We start from the raw sequence: 16,659 nt of genomic DNA on the forward strand, positions 1-16,659 counted from the left end.
GGATTGCGAGTCGGCTGACGGCCCCCTCGACGCTCAGAAGGCTGGAATTCGACTGAACTGGACGGGCGCACAACCGGAGAGCCGCGGGCCCATGAGTAATCCTTATGCGCCGGGGCGGGCAAGTTGCGCCGGGATACGATGACTGTTCGACTCTTGGACTTCTACGCGGACTGGTGCGGCCCTTGTAAGACGCAGGACCCGATTCTCGACGAGCTCGAAGGCGACTACGAGACCGTCGAGTTCGTCAAGGTCGACGTCGACGAGGAGCAGGACGTGGCCAACCAGTATCAGGTTCGCTCGCTTCCGACGCTCATCGTCGAGAACGACGACGGCATCGTCGACCGCTTCGTGGGCGTCACCCAGCGCGACGACATCGAGTCGGCGCTGAGCCAGGCCGGCGCGTAAGCGCGCCGCGGACCGCCGCGTTTTCCGACCCATCCGGACGACCGCCGAGCGCGCCGCGAGCGCCGGCGGTGTGTCTCGCAAGCGTTATACGACCGGCGGCGGGACTCGTATGCATGGCTAGTGACGCTGCGACGAAGCGGACGCTCGAGAAGCAGATTTGCATGCGGTGCAACGCGCGCAACCCCCAGAAGGCAAAGCAGTGCCGCAAGTGCGGTTACAAGCACCTTCGACCCAAGTCGAAGGAACGCCGCGCCGCGTAAGCCCGCACGCTTCTCTCAGGCGTCTCGCCGATACAGCGCGAACAGCACCGCGAGCAGCGCGAGCTGGACGAGTTTGTCCGCGACGCCGCCGATGCCGAAGATATTCGGCCAGTTCAGCGCGACGTAGAGGACGACCTGCCCGGCGGTGAAGGGGATACCGAGCAACACCACCCGCGAGCGGCGGCGCTCGTCGCCGCGGAGGACGCCGACGATACCGGCCGCGAACCCCGCGGCGGCCCCGACGAACGCGATGCCGAGCGGGTCGGCGGGGTTCGCGGCCAGCGCGCCCGCGCCGAGGACGAGGTGAATCGCGCCGGTCACGGCCGCGAGGGCGACGCCGACGTAGTGCAGTCGCGTCAGGTCGTCGCTCGGCTCCGTGACCGCGTCGGTCGCCATCTCAGGCCTCCGGGTACTTCGGCTCGCGCCGCTCCGCGCGTTCGATTGCGCGTTCGAGCGCGTCGCGGACGGTGTCGCCGCCGGCCTCGTTCTCGAAGGGGTCGCCGTGGCCGGCGTACAGCGCCTCGACGGTCGAGGGAAGGCGGTCGAGGAGCGTGTGCAGGCTGCTGATGAGGCGCTCGCGGGACTGCCCCGGCATGTCGGTGCGGCCGAAACTGCCGTCGTCGAACGCGCCGTCGTTGTAGACGAACACGTCGCCCGAAAACAGCGACCGCCCGCTCACGAGCGAGACGTGGTCGTCGGCGTGGCCCGGCGTGTAGACCACTTCGAACGACTCGTCGCCCATCTCGACGTGGTCGCCGTCTCCGAGCTCGTGGGTCCGAAGCGGGTGGTCGGCGTAGGCGTACACGTCGGGGTCGAACCGTTCGACCACCGCGCCGAGTTCGCCGACGTGGTCGGAGTGCTGGTGGGTGACGACCACGGCGTCGAGGTCGTCGGTGTGTTCTGCGACGACGTCTTCGACGCCCGACATCGTCCCGGCGTCGACGAGGACGGTTCGCTCGCCGAGGACGAGGTAGGCGTTGCAGGTGAAGGTCTCGGCGTCGGCGGTGACTGGGATGACTTCCATACCGCCGCGTACGCGCTCGACCGGAAAAAGTCGGGCGGGTGAGGCGTCACCTCGCCGCGTGAATCGCCCCCGAACATCGGGCTCACGCGACAAATCCTTTTTGGGGCTCGGTCGTGTACGTATATCTGTATGGGATTTGGGAGCTACGACGAGTCCGAACAAGGAGACCAGAACGTCGACTTCGACGAGGAAGACGGCGTCACGACGAGTGAGGAGAAACACGAGGGCGAGGTCGATTTCGAAATCGGCGCGTCCAACGACGAACTCCTCGACCGGCTCCAGGAGATTAAAGACGAGTGAAGTCGGGGTCTCGCGCCCTCGGGGTCGCGGAATCCTCTCCCGGGGCGGCGCGCGCACCCACAGACGACGCTGACGACGCTCATTTTTCCACAGACCCGTCTCCGGAGAGCGTCCTCTGCGGCGCGGTCGTCCGCGCCGACCGGGTCGTCGACGGCCTCGCCTTCGAGACGTGCGCCGTCGGCGGCGACGACGCGACCGACGCCATCGCCTCGTTGTACGACTCCCTCGACCGCGAGGACGTACGTTACCTGCTCGTCTCCGGCATCGCTCCGGCGTGGTTCAACCTCGTCGACATCGACCGCCTCGCCGCGGCCCTCGACCGCCCGGTCCTTTCAGTCTCTTTCGAGGAGAGCGAGGGGCTCGAACCCGCGCTCACCGAGCAGTTCTCGGGCGCGGCGCTCGACCGACGACTCGACACCTACCGCGCAGCTCCGCCCCGCCGACCCGTCGAGGTGAACGGGGAGACGGTGTTCGTCCGGGCCGCCGGCTGCGACGGCGACGAGGCCGCGCAAGTCGTCCGCGGCTTTACCCCGACCGGCGGCCGCCCCGAGCCGATTCGCGTGGCCCGGATGGCGGCCCGCGCCGCGCGACGCTTCGCCGGGGATTAAGCCGTCCCCGCCCTCGAACCGAGTATGGAACACATGGAGGGCCTCTGCGTGACGGGCTGTGAGCGATGCCCCGAACTCGTCGACTCGCGGAGTCGCATCGTCAACGGGGTCGGCCCCGACGACGCCGACCTGCTCTTCCTCGGTGAAGCGCCGGGCGCGAAGGAAGACGAGGGCGGCGAGCCGTTCGTGGGTCGCTCCGGCTCCGTGTTGGACGACGCGCTCCGCGAGGCCGGCCTCGCCCGCGCCGACGTTCGCATCACCAACTGCGTGCGGTGCCGCCCGCCGGACAACCGCGACCCGACGAGCGACGAACTGTCGAACTGCCGGGGCTACCTCGCCCGCGAACTCGAACTCGTCGACCCCGAACTCGTCGTCACGCTCGGAAAGGTGCCCTCCCAGCACCTGCTCGACCGCGGCGTCGCCATCACGAACGAGTCCGGGTCGGTCGTGGACGCCCGCGTCGGGGACGCCTCTTACCGCGTCCTCCTCTCCGTCCACCCCGCGGCGACGCTGTACGACCGGAGCCAACGCGAGGGCTTCTTCGAGACCATCGCGCGCGCCGCCGACCTCTCGGGGCTCGCGGACTCCGCGGACGGACAGGCCAGTCTCGGTGACTTCTGAGCGCGGCGCGGGCGGCCGGCGAAGAGGCGAGACGCGACCTCGTGGTGGCAGTCGGCGGCGACGACATGGGCGACGCTGTGAGACGCAGGGGAGCGATAAAAACCGAACCGCGGGTGCGTCACCGAGCGGGCGGACGCCTACTCCCAGATGGAGCGGGCCATCCGCTGCGGGAACTCGACGATGAGTTTGAGCAGGCTCGTCCCTTCCTCGTTGCCGCGGATGTACGACCGGACCCGCTGGCTCACGAACTCGACGGAGACGACGAGCATGAAGATGACGAGAATCGTCGCCATCATGTTCGTGTACCGGAACAGACCGCGCTGGGTCTGAAGCACCTGTCCGAGGCCGCCGCCGCCGATGAGTCCCATCGTGACGCCGATGCGGACGTTGATTTCGAGGATGTACATCGTCCACGCGATGAAGGGCGTAAAGACCTGCGAGAGCATCCCGAAGACGACCTTCTGGGGGCTGTTCGCGCCGGTCGACTCGATGGCCTCTATCGGTCCGTCCTCGACTTCTTCGAGGGCGTCCGTGAACAGGCGACCGAGGTTCCCCATCGTGTCGGTCCCGATGGCGAGCGTCGCCGTGAACGGCGAGACGCCGCCGAGGGGGATGTAGATGAGCGCCCACACCAGCGCCGGGATGGCGCGGATGACGCTCATCGTCCCGCGGAAGATGAAGTTGAAGGGGTACGGCGTCACGCGCTCGGAGCCGAGCACCCCGAGGATGAGCGCGCCGGGGATGCCGAGGACGGTCCCGGCGAACCCCATCGCGAACGTGACGAACACCGCGCCGAGAACGGGGTTCCCGTCCTGGAACTGGAGGAGGAGGTTCCGTTCTTGGATGAACGCCCAGTACTGGCTGACGTCGACGAAGGGGATGACGCCGAACAGCGTCCCCGGCGGGAAGAAGTCGCCCAGCGCGTCGGTGAACTCCGGCCAGTACTCGACGATTTCACCGATGGAAAAGCCGACCTCGCTCAGCGCGTTCGTGAAGAACCACGCGAAGAGGACGAGGACGACGATTGAAAACAGCAGTCTGACTCGCTTTGCAATCTGGATGTTCCGCAGCGCGTCCTCGATTCGGTCGGTATCAGTACTCATGTGACCTCGCTCCGCTCGTGGCGGCCGCGTTGTTTTCGGGCGGCTCGTCGGTCTGTTCTTCGCGGATGGCCTCCGTCTCGATGTCGCCGTAGATGCGGTCGATGACGTCGACGTCGAAGTCCTCGCGGTAGCCGTCGAAGACGATTTGTCCGTCTTTCATTCCGATGAACCGTTCGCCGAACTCGCGGGCGATGTTGACCTGATGGAGGCTCGCGATGGTGGTCAAGTCGCGCTCGTCGGCCGCGTCGCGGATGTACCGCATCACCGTCTCCGCGCTCGCGGGGTCGAGGCTCGCGACGGGTTCGTCCGCGAGCAGGAGGTTCGGGTTCTGGACCAGCGCGCGGGCGATGCCGACGCGCTGTTGCTGCCCGCCGCTCATCTTCCCGGCGCGCTGGTTGGCCTCGTCGAGCAGTCCGACAGTTTCGAGCGCGCGGAGCGCCTCCTGCTTGTCGTCGCCGTCGTACAGGCCGAGCAGGCTGCCGAGGAACGATGTCCGGCCGAGCGCCCCGGTGAGCGCGTTGCTGTACGCGCTCATCTGCCCGAGGATGTAGTGTTGCTGAAATATCATTGCCACGTCGTTTCGAGGCCCCATCACGTTCGCGTCGTCGATGGTAATCGACCCGCTCGTCGGGCGAGTGATTCCGTTGAGACAGCGGAGGAGGGTCGACTTCCCCGCCCCCGATTGCCCGAGGACGACGACGAACTCGCCGTCCGGGATAGTAAACGAGACGTCGTCGAGGGCCGTGACATCTCCGTAGGATTTGCTGAGGTTCGTTACTTCAATCGTACTCATTATCGTGTCTGTCGCGTCGCGTAGTTCGCGTGCGGTCGAACCGTTCGTCGGGTTGCGACCGCACGGTAGGGAATCAAAACCGCGGAGTCTCGCTTTTACTGTCCGAGCGTGACGCCGAGCTCGTCGAGGACTTCCTGAACGGGCGCGTAGTCGTCGACGGACCCCTGGTCGACCCCGGTAAACCAGAGCTGTTGGTCGTCTTCGAGGTCCTCGTTGATGAGGTCGTCTTCGGTCACGTTGAGCAGCGCCTCTTCGATGTCGTCGTACAGCCCTTGGTCCATGTCGGTGCGGCCGAGAATCGGGGCACGCGGGATGGGGTCGGAACACGACAGCAGTTGCAGTTCGGGCGACGCCGTTCCGAGGTCGCCGTCGTTTTCGGCCGACATGTCGAGGAACTGTTCGGGGAACTGGTCTTCCGGAACGTGCGGGGCCGTCGAGAACGCGCCCGTGCCGGCGGCGACGACGTCGTCGCGGTTGATGAGCGTCTCGCGGGCCGTCGAGTGGTCGGAGAACTGCGCCTCGAAGTCAACGGGGTTGCCGTCGGGCGCGCCGCCCGTGTCGAGTCCGGCTCGGCTCAGCATGGACAGCGGGAACAGCGCCCCGCTCGTCGAGAGGCGGTCAGCGAACGCGACCGTCTCGCCTTCGAGGTCGGTCAGCTCTTCGATGTCGCTGTCGGGCGTCGTCGTGATGAGCGAGAAGTACCGCGAGGCCCCGTAGGCGATGCGGATGCCGATGACCTCGGTGATGCCCTCGTTCCCGCCCTGAATAGCGATTGCGGGCGCGGCGTCGGCGATGTCGGCCTGTCCGCTGTCGAGCGCCTGCAACACCGCCGCGTAGTCGGCCGCCACGGTGGATTCGACCGTGACGCCGACCTCGGACTCGATGTAGTTGAAAAGCGGCTGATACTGCGCTTCCACGTCCACGTCCGACTCGGCGGGCGTGAGCGCGAACATGATGGACTCCGGTGACGACTCGGTCGTAGTCGACGTCGTCGTCGCCTCGGTCTCCGAGGACGCTCCCGACTCCGTCGTGGTCGTCGTCGCTTCCGAGCTATCGTCGCCACCCGTACATCCACTGAGCGCCGTCAACCCCGCGACGCCAGTGATTCCTGCCGTTCTGATGAATTCTCGTCTACTCGCCATTGAACTCGTCTTGTAATTCCGACACTTGTTGTTAAGATTTGCTATTTTTTCTCTATATTCGTATTGAATAGAACCGGTGTTCTCAGGTTGACGGCGCTATCGCCCCTGCAAGCCCCCGTGGAGTCTTCGAGTTCGGACTTCGGACCCCTTCACGCGACGGGTCAGAGGCGTGCGGCAGGGTCGCGCGGCCGGTCTCCGACGGCTCCCGCGCGGAGCGCTCACCCCGAGGGAAAATCACTTTGCTGTCCTCTGCGGACGTTCGGTATGAGCACGACACAGCCGCCCGAGGAGACCCTCGCCGACGTGGTGATGGTCGACTACGGGCTCGGAAACCTCCGGAGCGCCATGCGCGGGCTCGAACGCGCGGGGGCGAACGTCGTCATCTCGGACGACCCCGCCGACTTCGACGACGCCGACGGCATCGTTCTCCCCGGCGTCGGCGCGTTCTCCGAGGGGATGGAAAACGCCGGACCGTTCCGCGAACCGCTCGCCGAGGCCGCCGCCGACGGGACGCCCGTCTTCGGCATCTGTCTCGGGATGCAGATGCTGCTTACCTCCTCCGAGGAGGCCGACCACGCCGGCGAGGGCGAAGTCGAGGGACTCGACTTCATCCCCGGCCGCAACGTCCGGTTCGACGAGGGACAGAAGGTCCCGCACATGGGCTGGAACGAACTCAACGTCCAGCGCGACCACCCGCTCGTCGAGGGCGTCGACGGCGAGTACGCCTACTTCGTCCACTCCTACTACGCCGACCCGGACGACGAGGGCGCGGTCGTCGCCTCGACCGACTACGGCGTGGCGTTCCCCGCGGTCGTCGCCAACGAGGCGGGCACCGTCTTCGGCACGCAGTTCCACCCCGAGAAGTCCGGCGAGACCGGGCTGACCATCCTCCGCAACTTCGTCGAGTTCTGCGCGGAGCGATAGGCCGAATCTGCCTGCCCCGACGGTCTTTTGTCGCCGCTTCGTGAAGGGGTGCCCATGCAGGCAGTCACGCTCGGTCCGGCGGGCACGTACTCCCATCGCGCCGCCCGCGCGGTCGCCGACGACGTCTCCTTCCGAGAATCGGTCACGTCTATCGTCCAAGCGGTCGCCGACGGGTCGTTCGAGCGCGGCGTCGTCCCCATCGAAAACAGCATCGAAGGGAGCGTCACCGAGAGCCTCGACGCCGTGGCGAACTCGGAGGTGAGCGTCGTCCAGGAAATCGTCACGCCCATCCGCCACGCGCTGTTGGCCCAGAGCGCGAACTTCGACGTCGTCGCCAGCCACTCCCAAGCGCTCGCGCAGTGTCGGACGTACCTCGAAGAGAACTACCCCGACGCGAAACTCGAAGCCGTCGCCAGCACGGCCCGCGGCGTCGAGCGCGCCCGCGCCGACCCGACGGTCGCGGGCATCGGCCACCCGGACAACGTCGGTGACGACCTCGAAATCATCGCCGAGGACATCCAAGACCAGTCGTCGAACGCCACCCGGTTCCTCGTCATCGGCCCCGAGTCCGCCCGCTCGGACGCCGGCGGCAAGAGTTCGCTCGTCGTCTACCCGAACGCGAACTACCCCGGTCTCCTCTTGGAACTGCTCGAAGCGTTCGCCGAACGCGACATCAACCTCTCGCGCATCGAGTCGCGGCCGAGCGGCAACCGCCTCGGTGACTACCTGTTCCACATCGACGCCGACGCCGGTCTCTACGAGGAGCGGATGCAAGGGGCGCTCGAAGAGGTGGAGGGCATCGCCAGCAACGGCTGGGTCCGCGTCCTCGGGTCGTACGACACCCGACACGTCCTGTACTGACGCCGTTTCGACGCCGAGACGCTCGCCCAGCGCCGCACCTCGCCGCGTCCACCCCGTCCCGCTCCGTCACGCCCGCTCGGTCGCTCTCAACGTGTGAGTCCGAGCACATCTTTCTTTGTCGTCGGCGACGTATCTAAACGCGTATGCAGCGAAACCCGTTCGACGAGATAGAAGACCTGTTCGACCGGATGGGCCGGTCGTTCGAGGAGTCCGGTATCGGTCGGTTCCAAGATATCTCCCTCGACGTCGTCGACGACGACGAGGCCATCGAGGTCGTCGCGGACCTCCCCGGCTTCGAGAAGGACGACCTCGACGTGAGCGTCAGCGGGCGGCGACTCACCATCGCGGCCGACCGCGAGGAGTCGAGCGAGGTCGACGACGAGCAGTACGTCCGCCGCGAGCGGAGTCAGCGCTCGGTCTCCCGGACGATTACGCTCCCCGCCGAAGTCGTGCGCGACGAGGTGACGGCGTCGTACAAAAATGGCGTCCTGACCGTGACGCTCCCGAAGGCCGAACCCGCGGGCGACGACTCGACCGAAATCGACATCGAGTGACGCGGCTCATCTTTTGAATACCGGCGCTCTGGCTCCCGAGCCGTGCGAACTGCTATCCACGTTCCGGCAACGATTATCTCCTCAGACGGCGTCTATGACCCTCGGTGAAAACACACATGATGCGACGTTCCAACCCCTTCGACGACTTCGAGGAACTGTTCGAGCGAATGTCCCGCCAGTTCGACGAGATGGGACGCCAGTTCGACCGCTCGGGCATGATGGCGCAGGTCCGCCACGAGATGGCCATCGACGTCACCGACCACGACGGTGAAATCGTCGTCACGGTCGACCTCCCCGGCTACGAGAAATCGGACATCGCCCTGTCGGTCGCCAACCGCACGCTGACCGTCGAGGCGACGCGCGAACTCGACGCGGAACGCGCCGACGGCGAGTATCTGCGCCGCGAGCGCCGCCACGAGTCCGCCCGCCGCACGATTCACCTCCCCGAGACGGTCGACGAGGACGGCGCGTCCGCCAGCTACCACAACGGCGTGCTGACGGTCACGCTCCCCAAACACGACGCCGAACCCGACGACTCCCGCCGCATCGACATCGACTGAGCGGGCGTCGTCGCTCGCACGCGTCTCTGACACGCCGCCCGCGATGGGTCCCCTCGTGGTGGGTGTTCCCCGTTTTCGTTTCTCTGTCTCCGTTTCACGACTCGATTTTCTCGGGCCCCTCCCGTGCCATTGTGAGGCAATTTCTGCCGCAATCAGACAGCCGCGCAAGTCGAGTATAGGAGTTATTTTAGGCCGGGGTACCACTACCACGGATATGGACTACGACCCGCAGGAACTCGAAGCGCGTTGGCGGGAGCGCTGGTCCGAGTCCGGCCGATACGAGGCCGACCCGGACGCAGACGCCGACGACGCGACGTTCGTGACGGTGCCTTATCCGTACCCCAGCGGCGGGATGCACATCGGGCACGCGCGGACGTACACCGTTCCCGACGTGTACGCTCGCTACCGACGCCAGCAGGGCGACAACGTCCTGTTTCCCATCGCGTGGCACGTCACCGGCACGCCGATTATCGGCGCGGTCGAGCGCCTGCAAAACCGCGAGGAGAAACAGCTCTCGGTGCTGACAGACACCTACAACGTCCCCGAGGACACGCTTTCTGATCTCGAATCGCCCATGGGCTGGGCGCGGTACTTCATCGAGGAACACTACAAGAAGGGGATGCAGTCGCTCGGCCTGTCGGTGGACTGGCGGCGCGAGTTCACCACCAACAACGAGCGCTACTCGAAGTTCGTCGAGTGGCAGTACCGGACGCTCCGCGACCGCGGGCGACTGGAGAAGGGTCTCCACCCCGTCAAGTTCTGTACGAACGAGGAACAGCCGGTCACGACCCACGACCTGCTGGAAGGCGAGAACGCGGAGTTCCAGGAGTACACGCTGGTCCGCTTCGGCTGGGACCGAGACGGCGGCGACGTGGTCGTCCCGATGGCGACGCTTCGCCCCGAGACGGTCCACGGCGTGACCAACGCCTACATCGACCCCGAGGCGACCTACGTGGTCGCGGAAGTCGACGGCGAGACGTGGTTCGTCTCCGACTACGCGGCCGACAAACTCGAATATCAGGCCCGCGACGTGGAGATTCTCGAAACCGTCGAGGGTGCCGAACTCGTCGGCCAGACGGTCGAAAACCCCGTCACCGGCGACGACGTGCTCGTCCTGCCCGCCGACTTCGTCGACGCCGACAACGCGACGGGCGTCGTCATGTCCGTCCCGGCCCACAGCCCCGACGACTACGTGGCGCTCCAGGAGGCCAAAGCCGACACCGACTACCTCGAATCGTTCGGCATCGACCCCGCCGACGTGGCCGCCATCGAGCCGATTCCGATTCTCGACGTCGACTCCGAGGACGACACCTACGGCGAGATTCCCGCGAAGTCGGCCGTCGAGAACCGCGGTATCGAGTCCTCCGACGACCCCGCGCTCGAAAAGGCGACGAAGGACCTCTACAACAAGGAGTTCCACGCGGGTCGGCTCAAGGAGTTCTACGGCGACTACGCCGGCGGCCTCGTCGAGGAGGTCCGCGACGACTTCAAGGCCGACGGCGTCGAGGCCGGCCAGTTCGACGTGATGCAGGAGTTCTCCGAGGAGGTCGTCTGTCGCTGCGGCGGCGACGTCGTCGTCGCGGAACAGGACACTTGGTTCCTCTCGTACGACGACGAGGACTGGAAGGAACTCGCCCACGACGTGGCCGACGGGCTGGACGCCATCCCCGAGAACACTCGCGACGAGTACCACCACACCATCGACTGGCTCAACGGGTGGCCGTGTATCCGCAACTACGGCCTCGGCACCCGCCTGCCGTGGGACGACCAGTTCGTCATCGAGCCCCTCTCGGACTCGACTATCTACATGGCGTACTACACCATCGCCCACCGCCTGCAGGAGATTCCGACCGAGGAGCTCACCCAGGAGTTCTTCGACGCGCTGTTCTACGGCCCCGACGCGGTCGACGACGCCCCCGAGAAGGCGCTCGACCTGCGCGAGGAGTGGAACTACTGGTACCCCGTCGACTATCGGTTCTCAGGTAACGACCTCATCACGAACCACCTGACGTTCTACCAGTTCCACCACGGCGAACTGTTCGACGAGCCGGAGTGGCCGCAGGGTATCGTCATCATGGGCATGGGCCTGCTCGAAGGCGAGAAGATGTCGTCGTCGAAGGGCCACGTCGTCCTCCCCGGCGAGGCCATCGGCGAGTACGGCGCGGACACCGTCCGTTTCTTCCTGCTCAACTCCGCCGAACCGTGGCAGGACTACGACTGGCGCGACGACCTCGTCGGCTCGGTCCACGACCAACTGGAACGCTTCTGGAACCGCGCGCAGGAGATTATCACCGACCCCGGTCCGGACGACCAGCCCGACCTGGAGACGGTCGACCGCTGGCTCCTGTCGAAGCTGCAAGACACCGTCCGCGACGTGACGACCGCGATGGACGAAGCCGAGACGCGTTCGGCCAGTCAGGCGGCGTTCTACAACTTCGAGGAGTCGCTGCGGTGGTACCGCCGCCGGACCGACCTCGACCGCCCGGCCGCCAAGTGGACGCTCCGGACGGTCCTCGAAACCCGGCTGCGCCTGCTCGCGCCCTTTATCCCGTTCATGACGAACGAGCTGCACGAGCAGTTGACCGGCACGCCCGCCGAGGACGCGCCGTGGCCCGAGCCGGACGAGAGCTTCGAGGACGAGTCGGTCGAACTCGAAGAGCGACAGGTCGAGCGCCTGACCGAGGACGTCCGCGACATCATCGACGTGACCGATTCCGACCCCGACACCATCCGTGTGTACGTCGCCGCCGACTGGAAGCGCGACGTGTTCGAGACGGTCGTCGACAACGGCGACAACGTCGGCGCAATCATGGGACAGGTCATGCAGGACCCCGACCTGCGCGAGCGGGGTAACGACGTGAACGACCTCGTGCAGGACCTCGTCGACCAGACCCGCGGCCGCGACGAATCGACGCTCCGCGCCCAACTCGAACTGGACGAGGCCGATACCTACGAGCGCGCCGCCGACTTCCTCGCCCGCGAGTTCGACGCCGCGGTCGAGGTGTTCGCGGAAGACGACGACGACATCGTCGACCCGGGCGACCGCGCCTCGAAGGCGATTCCGTTCCGCCCCGCGGTCCACCTCGAATAGTCCGGCGCGTCTCGGCGCGCCGCGACCGAAACGCCGCGATTCGCCCGACCCGCGACGCGGCTCTCGGGGCGACCGCTCCTCTCCGTCGCTCGATTTATCCTCTAGCCGAACTAACAGTATCGTATGAGCGAAGACGACTCGTCGAGCCTCGCACGGAAGGCCTACCACACCGTCACGCCGGGGTCGCACATGCGACCCGACAGCGAGATGGACTCCATCGGGTGGACGATGTTTCTCATCCTCGTCGTCCTGTTAGTCCCGTTTCTGCCCTTCATCGCCATCGTCTACGTCCTCTCGAAGGTGTTCGGCTACCTCAACGCGCAGCGCGGGCCGAGCCCGTAGCCCGGGAACTTGAGCCGAAAAGAAAGATGAATGCCAGCCGCGTCGCGTCGAGCGGCCTCACTCGGCGAGACCGAGGAGGTCGAACGCGTAGCCGTTGTCGTTTTCGAAGGCGTGCTCGTAGGCGACGTGCGCCGCCGCCACGTCCTGAATCGCGAGTCCCGTCGAGTCGAAGACGCTGATGCCGTCGGCGTCGGTGCGGCCGTCGAGGTTGCCGAGGACGATGTCACCGATTGCGCCGTAGATGTCGTCGTCGGTGAGGACGCCCTCGTGGTACGGGACGTTGATTTCGCCGGAGTGGGTGGTCTGGGCGTGGTCGTCGATGACGAGCTTGGCGTCCAACAGCACCTCGTCGGCGAGTTCGTGTTTGCCCTCGGCGTCGGCACCCATCGCGTTGATGTGGGTGTGGTCACCGACCGCCTCGCGCGGGACGATGGGCGACTCGACGGGAGTCACGGTCGACAGCACGTCACAGCTCGCGGCCTCCTCGATGGAGCCGGCGCGGATGTCGAACTCGTCTTCGAAGGCGTCGATGAAGTCGGCGACGCGTTCTTCGTCGAGGTCGGAGACGACGACCTCCTCGATGTCGCGGACCTCGCTGATGGCGCGAAGCTGCGTGTACGACTGGACGCCCGCGCCGACGATGCCCATCGAGGACGCGTCCTCCACGGCGAGGTGGTCGGTGGCGACGGCCGCGGCCGCGCCGGTGCGGAGCATCGTGAGCTCCGTCCCGTCGAGCAGCGCCAGCGGGAAGGCGTTCTCGGGGTCGGAGTAAATCATCGTGCCCATGACGGTGGGCAGGTCGTACTTGTCGCCGTTGTCGGGGTGGACGTTGACCCACTTGATGCCTGCGGCGTCCCAGTCGCCGGCGTCCAGATAGGCGGGCATCGACCGGAAGTCGCCGTTGTACTGCGGCAGGTCGATGTAGGACTTCGGCGGCATCTGGGCGTCGCCGGACTCGTAGGCGGCGAAGGCGTCCTCGATGGCCGAGATGAGCTCCGGCATCTGGACGTTCTCGTGAACGTCGTCCTTGTTCAACAGCAGCGTCTTGCGCATGGAGACACGTTGCCGTACCTGCTACTTAGTTCGTTCTATTTCTGAACACAACTGCAAGTGTATCTTGGAAAGTGAGAGAATTATCCAACTTCTGAGTGGCGGGTGAGTCGGAACGGTCGGCTCCCCTCGGACTGTCGGGAAGTCGTAGTCGGCGCGAGTCGGTTGGTCTCCGCCGCGTGCCGCCATTCGGACGCCGTAGCCGCGGCTCTCCGGCCGTCTGGGACGCTCGCTAAAATAACGTGGTCTGTCGCGCGGCAGGCGTCGGGGGATGGGGGTGTGAAGGCGTTAGCCGATTTTCACATCGCGCCGCCCATACCGCCCATGCCGCCCATGCCACCCATGCCGCCGGGTGCGCCGCCCTCTTCGTCGTCGTCGCCGCCGGTGGAGAGGTCTCCGGCCGCGATGATGTCGTCGATCTTGAGGACGAGGTTCGCGGCTTCGGAGGCGGAGGCGACGGCCTGCTCTTTGGCGTGGGCCGTCTCGACGACGCCGGCGTCGAAGGCGTCTTCGACCTCGCCGGTGAAGACGTTCAGCCCGGCGCGGACCTGCCCGTCTTCGTGGGCCGCACGGAGGTCGACGAGCGTGTCGATGGAGTCGAGACCGGCGTTCTCGGCGAGGACGCGGGGGACGAGTTCGAGCGCGTCGGCGTACGCCTCGACGGCGAGCTGCTCGCGCCCGGAGACGGAGTCGGCGTAGTTGCGGAGGCGCGAGGCGAGTTCGACCTCGATAGCGCCGCCGCCGGCGAGCACGCGGCCGTCAGCGACCGTCGAGGCGACGACGTCGAGAGCGTCCTGAACGCCGCGTTCGAGCTCGTCGACCACGTGGTCGGTGGAGCCGCGGAGCAGGAGCGTGACGCCGTGGACGTCGTCGCCGATGCCCTCGACGTAGAACAGCTCGTCGGCCTCGTCGCGGCGGACGGAGGCGCGACCGAGGTCGGCGGCCTCGATGGAGTCGAGGTCGGAGACGACCGCCGCACCGGTGATGTTCTTGAGGAAGCGGATGTCGGACTTCTTCGTCCGACGGACCGCGAGGATGCCCTGCTTTGCGAGGTAGTGCTGAGCGAGGTCGTCGATGCCCTTCTGGCAGAAGACCACGTCAGCGCCGGAGTCGACAATCTGGTCGACCTTCTGCTTCAGCTGGGCCTCCTCCTGGTCGAGGAACTTCTGGAGCTGGTCGGGGCTCTCGATGGAGACGTTCGTGTCGATGTCGGTCTCCTCGACCTCGACGGGCTCGTTGAGCAGCAGCACGTCGGCCTCGTCGAACTGGACCGGCATGTCGTCGTGGACGGGGTCCTTGTCGATGACGGCGCCGGTGAGGAGTTCGGACTCGGACGCCGAGCGGCCGGTCTGCGTCTCGATGGAGACGTTTTCGAGGTCGACGACGTGGGAACCGTCGTTGGCTTCCACGGTGACCTGCCGGACGGCGCGGACGATGAGGTCCGCGAGAAGCTCCTTGTTGAGCTCGGAGCTCTTGCCCGTCATGGAGGTCTCGGCGACCTTCTTCAGGAGTTCCTCGTCGTCGGGGTCGACGCGCTCCGCGATGTCGTCGATTTCCTCGCGCGCCTTCTCGGAGGCGAGGTTGAAGCCGCGGATGATGGCCGTCGGGTGGATGTCCTGTTCGAGGAGGTCCTCGGCGTTCTTCAGGAGTTCACCCGCGATGGCGACCGCCGTCGTCGTTCCGTCGCCGGCTTCGTCCTCCTGCGTCTCGGCGACTTCGACGATCATCTCGGCCGTCGGGTTGTCGATGTCCATCTCCTTGAGGATGGTGACGCCGTCGTTCGTGATGGTGACGTCGCCCATCGAGTCGACGAGCATCTTGTCCATCCCTTTGGGGCCGAGTGTGGAACGTACCGCCTCGGCGACTGCTCGTGCGGCGCGGATGTTGTACTCCTGCGCGTCGCGGTCCTTGACGCGCTGTGCATCCTCGCCCATGATGATCATCGGCTGACCCTGCTGCATTCGCTGGCTCATAGACAGGCCTTGATTGTTTGTGATTCTATAAAAAAGCTTCGCCGGCGAATCGAAGGACGGAATCCGAGCGCTCGCCGTGTACTCCCGATAATCGCGCGACTGAGCCCGTCTTCGATGTGTTCGAGGGCAAAGTATGGTACGCTATTTCACACCACAATTTGTGCCCGGTCGAACCGCTTTATACGCTACTCTTCGACCGGCTCTTTCCAGTGGACCGTCACCGTCCCGACGGCGAACGCGTCGTTCCCCTCGTCGTCGCGGACGACCCGGATGGTGTTCGTCCCTTCGACGAGGCTCGCGCCCGTGACGGTGTCGACCCAGTACTGCCAGCCGTCGCCCGGCGGGATATCGAACCCCGAAAGCGGGTCGCCGTTGATTCGAATCTCGTGGCCGTACTCGCCCACGTCGAACGCCTGGATGCCGAGATACGGCTCTCTGGGGTCGTCGGTCGGCACGTCGAATTCGAACGTCTCCGTCTCGTCTCCGGCGTCGTCCGCCCAGTCGAGGTCCAGCGTCTCGCCTTCGGGGTGGAGGTGCGAGCCGATGAACACGGTCGCGTAGTTCGCGCGGTGGTGCACGCTCACACGTTCTGCTGCGCCCGATAAAAATTCGCGTGGTCGGAGGTCGTGTCGGCCGCGCCGTCAGTCGTCTTCGGGGAGTTCGTCCGCGAGGAACTCGCCGTCGGCGTCGTCGCTCGCGGCGTCGAGCGGGGGCTCGTCGTCGTCTCCGTCTAACACCGATAACTCGCGTTCGTACAGCCGCTCGGTGAGTTGGGTCCGCTTGTTGAGGCCCTTCTTCTCGCGGCCGGTCTTGGTGTCAGGCATTGTCAATCGTGGTATCGTATCCCATGGGGATGAATGTTTTGTCCGAACAGTTGATACGGTCGGGTCTGTGGTGGTGCCTTGGGTCGCGTCGAACTGGGGGTGCCCTGCCAGTTTCGACGTACCTTGTTCTTGGCGGGTGGTGGGATAGACTCCGCCGACGGTTCCCGCCGTCCGGCGATTGAAAGAGAAACTATGTGCTTCGGGCGCGAAGGGCAGGGTTCGAC

General features: G+C 66.0%; 20 protein-coding genes. 11 read left to right on the top strand and 9 right to left on the bottom strand.

What is annotated here, in order from left to right; translation table 11 throughout:
• Positions 1 to 123 precede the first annotated feature (123 nt).
• Positions 124 to 405 (top strand): thioredoxin, encoded by a 282-nt coding sequence (gene trxA / locus E4P24_RS02415; protein WP_394295201.1) that lies wholly within the window; start codon positions 124 to 126, stop codon positions 403 to 405.
• Between the two features lie 113 nt (positions 406 to 518).
• Positions 519 to 665, top strand: a complete 147-nt coding sequence (locus E4P24_RS02420; protein WP_004044485.1) for a 50S ribosomal protein L40e — start codon at positions 519 to 521, stop codon at positions 663 to 665.
• A 15-nt stretch (positions 666 to 680) separates the two neighbouring features.
• Here the strand turns inward: E4P24_RS02420 and E4P24_RS02425 are convergent, their stop codons facing one another.
• Entirely contained in the window at positions 681 to 1,061 is a 381-nt protein-coding gene (locus tag E4P24_RS02425; protein WP_115891389.1) for a hypothetical protein, read from the bottom strand.
• A gap of 1 nt (position 1,062) precedes the next feature.
• Positions 1,063 to 1,689 (bottom strand): MBL fold metallo-hydrolase, encoded by a 627-nt coding sequence (locus E4P24_RS02430; protein WP_004044483.1) that lies wholly within the window; start codon positions 1,687 to 1,689, stop codon positions 1,063 to 1,065.
• Between the two features lie 129 nt (positions 1,690 to 1,818).
• Between E4P24_RS02430 and E4P24_RS02435 the strand changes: the two genes are divergently transcribed.
• Genes E4P24_RS02435 through E4P24_RS02445 form a run of 3 tightly spaced genes read left to right on the top strand, consistent with a single transcriptional unit; the run spans position 1,819 to position 3,218 of the window.
• Positions 1,819 to 1,989, top strand: coding sequence for a DUF5786 family protein (locus tag E4P24_RS02435; RefSeq protein WP_004044482.1), 171 nt, complete (start codon positions 1,819 to 1,821; stop codon positions 1,987 to 1,989).
• Complete coding sequence (locus tag E4P24_RS02440) at positions 1,986 to 2,597, top strand: DUF99 family protein (RefSeq protein ID WP_006600722.1); 612 nt, start codon at positions 1,986 to 1,988, stop codon at positions 2,595 to 2,597. The genes E4P24_RS02435 and E4P24_RS02440 overlap by 4 nt, the downstream gene beginning before the upstream one ends.
• 24 nt (positions 2,598 to 2,621) lie before the next feature.
• Positions 2,622 to 3,218 carry a uracil-DNA glycosylase family protein gene (locus E4P24_RS02445; RefSeq protein WP_004044480.1) on the top strand — a complete coding sequence of 199 codons (597 nt, stop codon included), beginning with the start codon at positions 2,622 to 2,624 and terminating at the stop codon, positions 3,216 to 3,218.
• Between the two features lie 137 nt (positions 3,219 to 3,355).
• Here the strand turns inward: E4P24_RS02445 and phnE are convergent, their stop codons facing one another.
• The 3 genes from phnE to E4P24_RS02460 all read right to left on the bottom strand — a co-directional run bounded on the left by phnE (position 3,356) and on the right by E4P24_RS02460 (position 6,067).
• On the bottom strand, positions 3,356 to 4,321 hold the full coding sequence (gene phnE / locus E4P24_RS02450; protein ID WP_004065296.1) for a phosphonate ABC transporter, permease protein PhnE: 966 nt from the start codon (positions 4,319 to 4,321) through the stop codon (positions 3,356 to 3,358).
• Positions 4,311 to 5,114 carry a phosphonate ABC transporter ATP-binding protein gene (gene phnC / locus E4P24_RS02455; RefSeq protein ID WP_006600721.1) on the bottom strand — a complete coding sequence of 268 codons (804 nt, stop codon included), beginning with the start codon at positions 5,112 to 5,114 and terminating at the stop codon, positions 4,311 to 4,313. Before phnC ends, phnE begins: the two co-directional genes overlap by 11 nt.
• A gap of 95 nt (positions 5,115 to 5,209) precedes the next feature.
• Positions 5,210 to 6,067, bottom strand: a complete 858-nt coding sequence (locus E4P24_RS02460; RefSeq protein WP_004065294.1) for a PhnD/SsuA/transferrin family substrate-binding protein — start codon at positions 6,065 to 6,067, stop codon at positions 5,210 to 5,212.
• Positions 6,068 to 6,520: 453 nt separating this feature from the next.
• Between E4P24_RS02460 and hisH the strand changes: the two genes are divergently transcribed.
• From hisH to E4P24_RS02490, 6 genes are all read left to right on the top strand, one after another.
• Complete coding sequence (gene hisH / locus E4P24_RS02465) at positions 6,521 to 7,180, top strand: imidazole glycerol phosphate synthase subunit HisH (RefSeq protein WP_004044475.1); 660 nt, start codon at positions 6,521 to 6,523, stop codon at positions 7,178 to 7,180.
• Positions 7,181 to 7,234: 54 nt separating this feature from the next.
• The gene (pheA, locus tag E4P24_RS02470; protein ID WP_115891388.1) at positions 7,235 to 8,041 is read left to right on the top strand and encodes a prephenate dehydratase; all 807 of its coding nucleotides are present in this window, start codon (positions 7,235 to 7,237) and stop codon (positions 8,039 to 8,041) included.
• 143 nt (positions 8,042 to 8,184) lie between these two features.
• Positions 8,185 to 8,595 carry an archaeal heat shock protein Hsp14 gene (gene hsp14 / locus E4P24_RS02475; protein WP_008605294.1) on the top strand — a complete coding sequence of 137 codons (411 nt, stop codon included), beginning with the start codon at positions 8,185 to 8,187 and terminating at the stop codon, positions 8,593 to 8,595.
• A 116-nt stretch (positions 8,596 to 8,711) separates the two neighbouring features.
• Positions 8,712 to 9,155, top strand: coding sequence for an archaeal heat shock protein Hsp14 (hsp14, locus tag E4P24_RS02480; protein ID WP_115860478.1), 444 nt, complete (start codon positions 8,712 to 8,714; stop codon positions 9,153 to 9,155).
• Positions 9,156 to 9,369: 214 nt separating this feature from the next.
• A complete protein-coding gene (leuS, locus tag E4P24_RS02485; RefSeq protein ID WP_115860476.1) occupies positions 9,370 to 12,246 on the top strand; it encodes a leucine--tRNA ligase in 2,877 nt (958 codons plus the stop codon).
• Between the two features lie 123 nt (positions 12,247 to 12,369).
• A complete protein-coding gene (locus E4P24_RS02490; protein ID WP_004044470.1) occupies positions 12,370 to 12,588 on the top strand; it encodes a hypothetical protein in 219 nt (72 codons plus the stop codon).
• Between the two features lie 57 nt (positions 12,589 to 12,645).
• Here E4P24_RS02490 and E4P24_RS02495 read toward each other — a convergent pair whose 3' ends face one another.
• The 4 genes from E4P24_RS02495 to E4P24_RS02510 all read right to left on the bottom strand — a co-directional run bounded on the left by E4P24_RS02495 (position 12,646) and on the right by E4P24_RS02510 (position 16,435).
• Positions 12,646 to 13,641, bottom strand: a complete 996-nt coding sequence (locus E4P24_RS02495; RefSeq protein ID WP_004065291.1) for an ornithine cyclodeaminase family protein — start codon at positions 13,639 to 13,641, stop codon at positions 12,646 to 12,648.
• A gap of 296 nt (positions 13,642 to 13,937) precedes the next feature.
• Positions 13,938 to 15,581 (bottom strand): thermosome subunit beta, encoded by a 1,644-nt coding sequence (gene thsB, locus E4P24_RS02500; RefSeq protein ID WP_004065290.1) that lies wholly within the window; start codon positions 15,579 to 15,581, stop codon positions 13,938 to 13,940.
• Positions 15,582 to 15,796: 215 nt separating this feature from the next.
• Positions 15,797 to 16,189, bottom strand: coding sequence for a hypothetical protein (locus E4P24_RS02505; RefSeq protein WP_008606282.1), 393 nt, complete (start codon positions 16,187 to 16,189; stop codon positions 15,797 to 15,799).
• Positions 16,190 to 16,252: 63 nt separating this feature from the next.
• Positions 16,253 to 16,435, bottom strand: coding sequence for a hypothetical protein (locus E4P24_RS02510; protein WP_004044465.1), 183 nt, complete (start codon positions 16,433 to 16,435; stop codon positions 16,253 to 16,255).
• Positions 16,436 to 16,659: the final 224 nt, after the last annotated feature.

It is taken from the genome of Haloferax sp. AS1 (assembly GCF_014530665.1).
GTDB classification, from domain to species: Archaea; Halobacteriota; Halobacteria; order Halobacteriales; family Haloferacaceae; genus Haloferax; species Haloferax volcanii.

What these genes read in the sequence shown, in the direction of transcription:
- hsp14 (WP_008605294.1), top strand. Translation starts at nt 8,185, where the DNA reads ATGCAGCGAAACCCGTTCGACGAGATAGAAGACCTGTTCGACCGGATG.
- E4P24_RS02490 (WP_004044470.1), top strand. Translation starts at nt 12,370, where the DNA reads ATGAGCGAAGACGACTCGTCGAGCCTCGCACGGAAGGCCTACCACACC.
- E4P24_RS02510 (WP_004044465.1), bottom strand. Translation starts at nt 16,435, where the DNA reads ATGCCTGACACCAAGACCGGCCGCGAGAAGAAGGGCCTCAACAAGCGG.
- phnC (WP_006600721.1), bottom strand. Translation starts at nt 5,114, where the DNA reads ATGAGTACGATTGAAGTAACGAACCTCAGCAAATCCTACGGAGATGTC.
- E4P24_RS02460 (WP_004065294.1), bottom strand. Translation starts at nt 6,067, where the DNA reads ATGTTCGCGCTCACGCCCGCCGAGTCGGACGTGGACGTGGAAGCGCAG.
- E4P24_RS02420 (WP_004044485.1), top strand. Translation starts at nt 519, where the DNA reads ATGGCTAGTGACGCTGCGACGAAGCGGACGCTCGAGAAGCAGATTTGC.
- E4P24_RS02430 (WP_004044483.1), bottom strand. Translation starts at nt 1,689, where the DNA reads ATGGAAGTCATCCCAGTCACCGCCGACGCCGAGACCTTCACCTGCAAC.
- leuS (WP_115860476.1), top strand. Translation starts at nt 9,370, where the DNA reads ATGGACTACGACCCGCAGGAACTCGAAGCGCGTTGGCGGGAGCGCTGG.
- E4P24_RS02425 (WP_115891389.1), bottom strand. Translation starts at nt 1,061, where the DNA reads ATGGCGACCGACGCGGTCACGGAGCCGAGCGACGACCTGACGCGACTG.
- phnE (WP_004065296.1), bottom strand. Translation starts at nt 4,321, where the DNA reads ATGAGTACTGATACCGACCGAATCGAGGACGCGCTGCGGAACATCCAG.
- hisH (WP_004044475.1), top strand. Translation starts at nt 6,521, where the DNA reads ATGAGCACGACACAGCCGCCCGAGGAGACCCTCGCCGACGTGGTGATG.
- pheA (WP_115891388.1), top strand. Translation starts at nt 7,235, where the DNA reads ATGCAGGCAGTCACGCTCGGTCCGGCGGGCACGTACTCCCATCGCGCC.
- hsp14 (WP_115860478.1), top strand. Translation starts at nt 8,712, where the DNA reads ATGATGCGACGTTCCAACCCCTTCGACGACTTCGAGGAACTGTTCGAG.
- thsB (WP_004065290.1), bottom strand. Translation starts at nt 15,581, where the DNA reads ATGATCATCATGGGCGAGGATGCACAGCGCGTCAAGGACCGCGACGCG.
- E4P24_RS02435 (WP_004044482.1), top strand. Translation starts at nt 1,819, where the DNA reads ATGGGATTTGGGAGCTACGACGAGTCCGAACAAGGAGACCAGAACGTC.
- E4P24_RS02495 (WP_004065291.1), bottom strand. Translation starts at nt 13,641, where the DNA reads ATGCGCAAGACGCTGCTGTTGAACAAGGACGACGTTCACGAGAACGTC.
- E4P24_RS02445 (WP_004044480.1), top strand. Translation starts at nt 2,622, where the DNA reads ATGGAACACATGGAGGGCCTCTGCGTGACGGGCTGTGAGCGATGCCCC.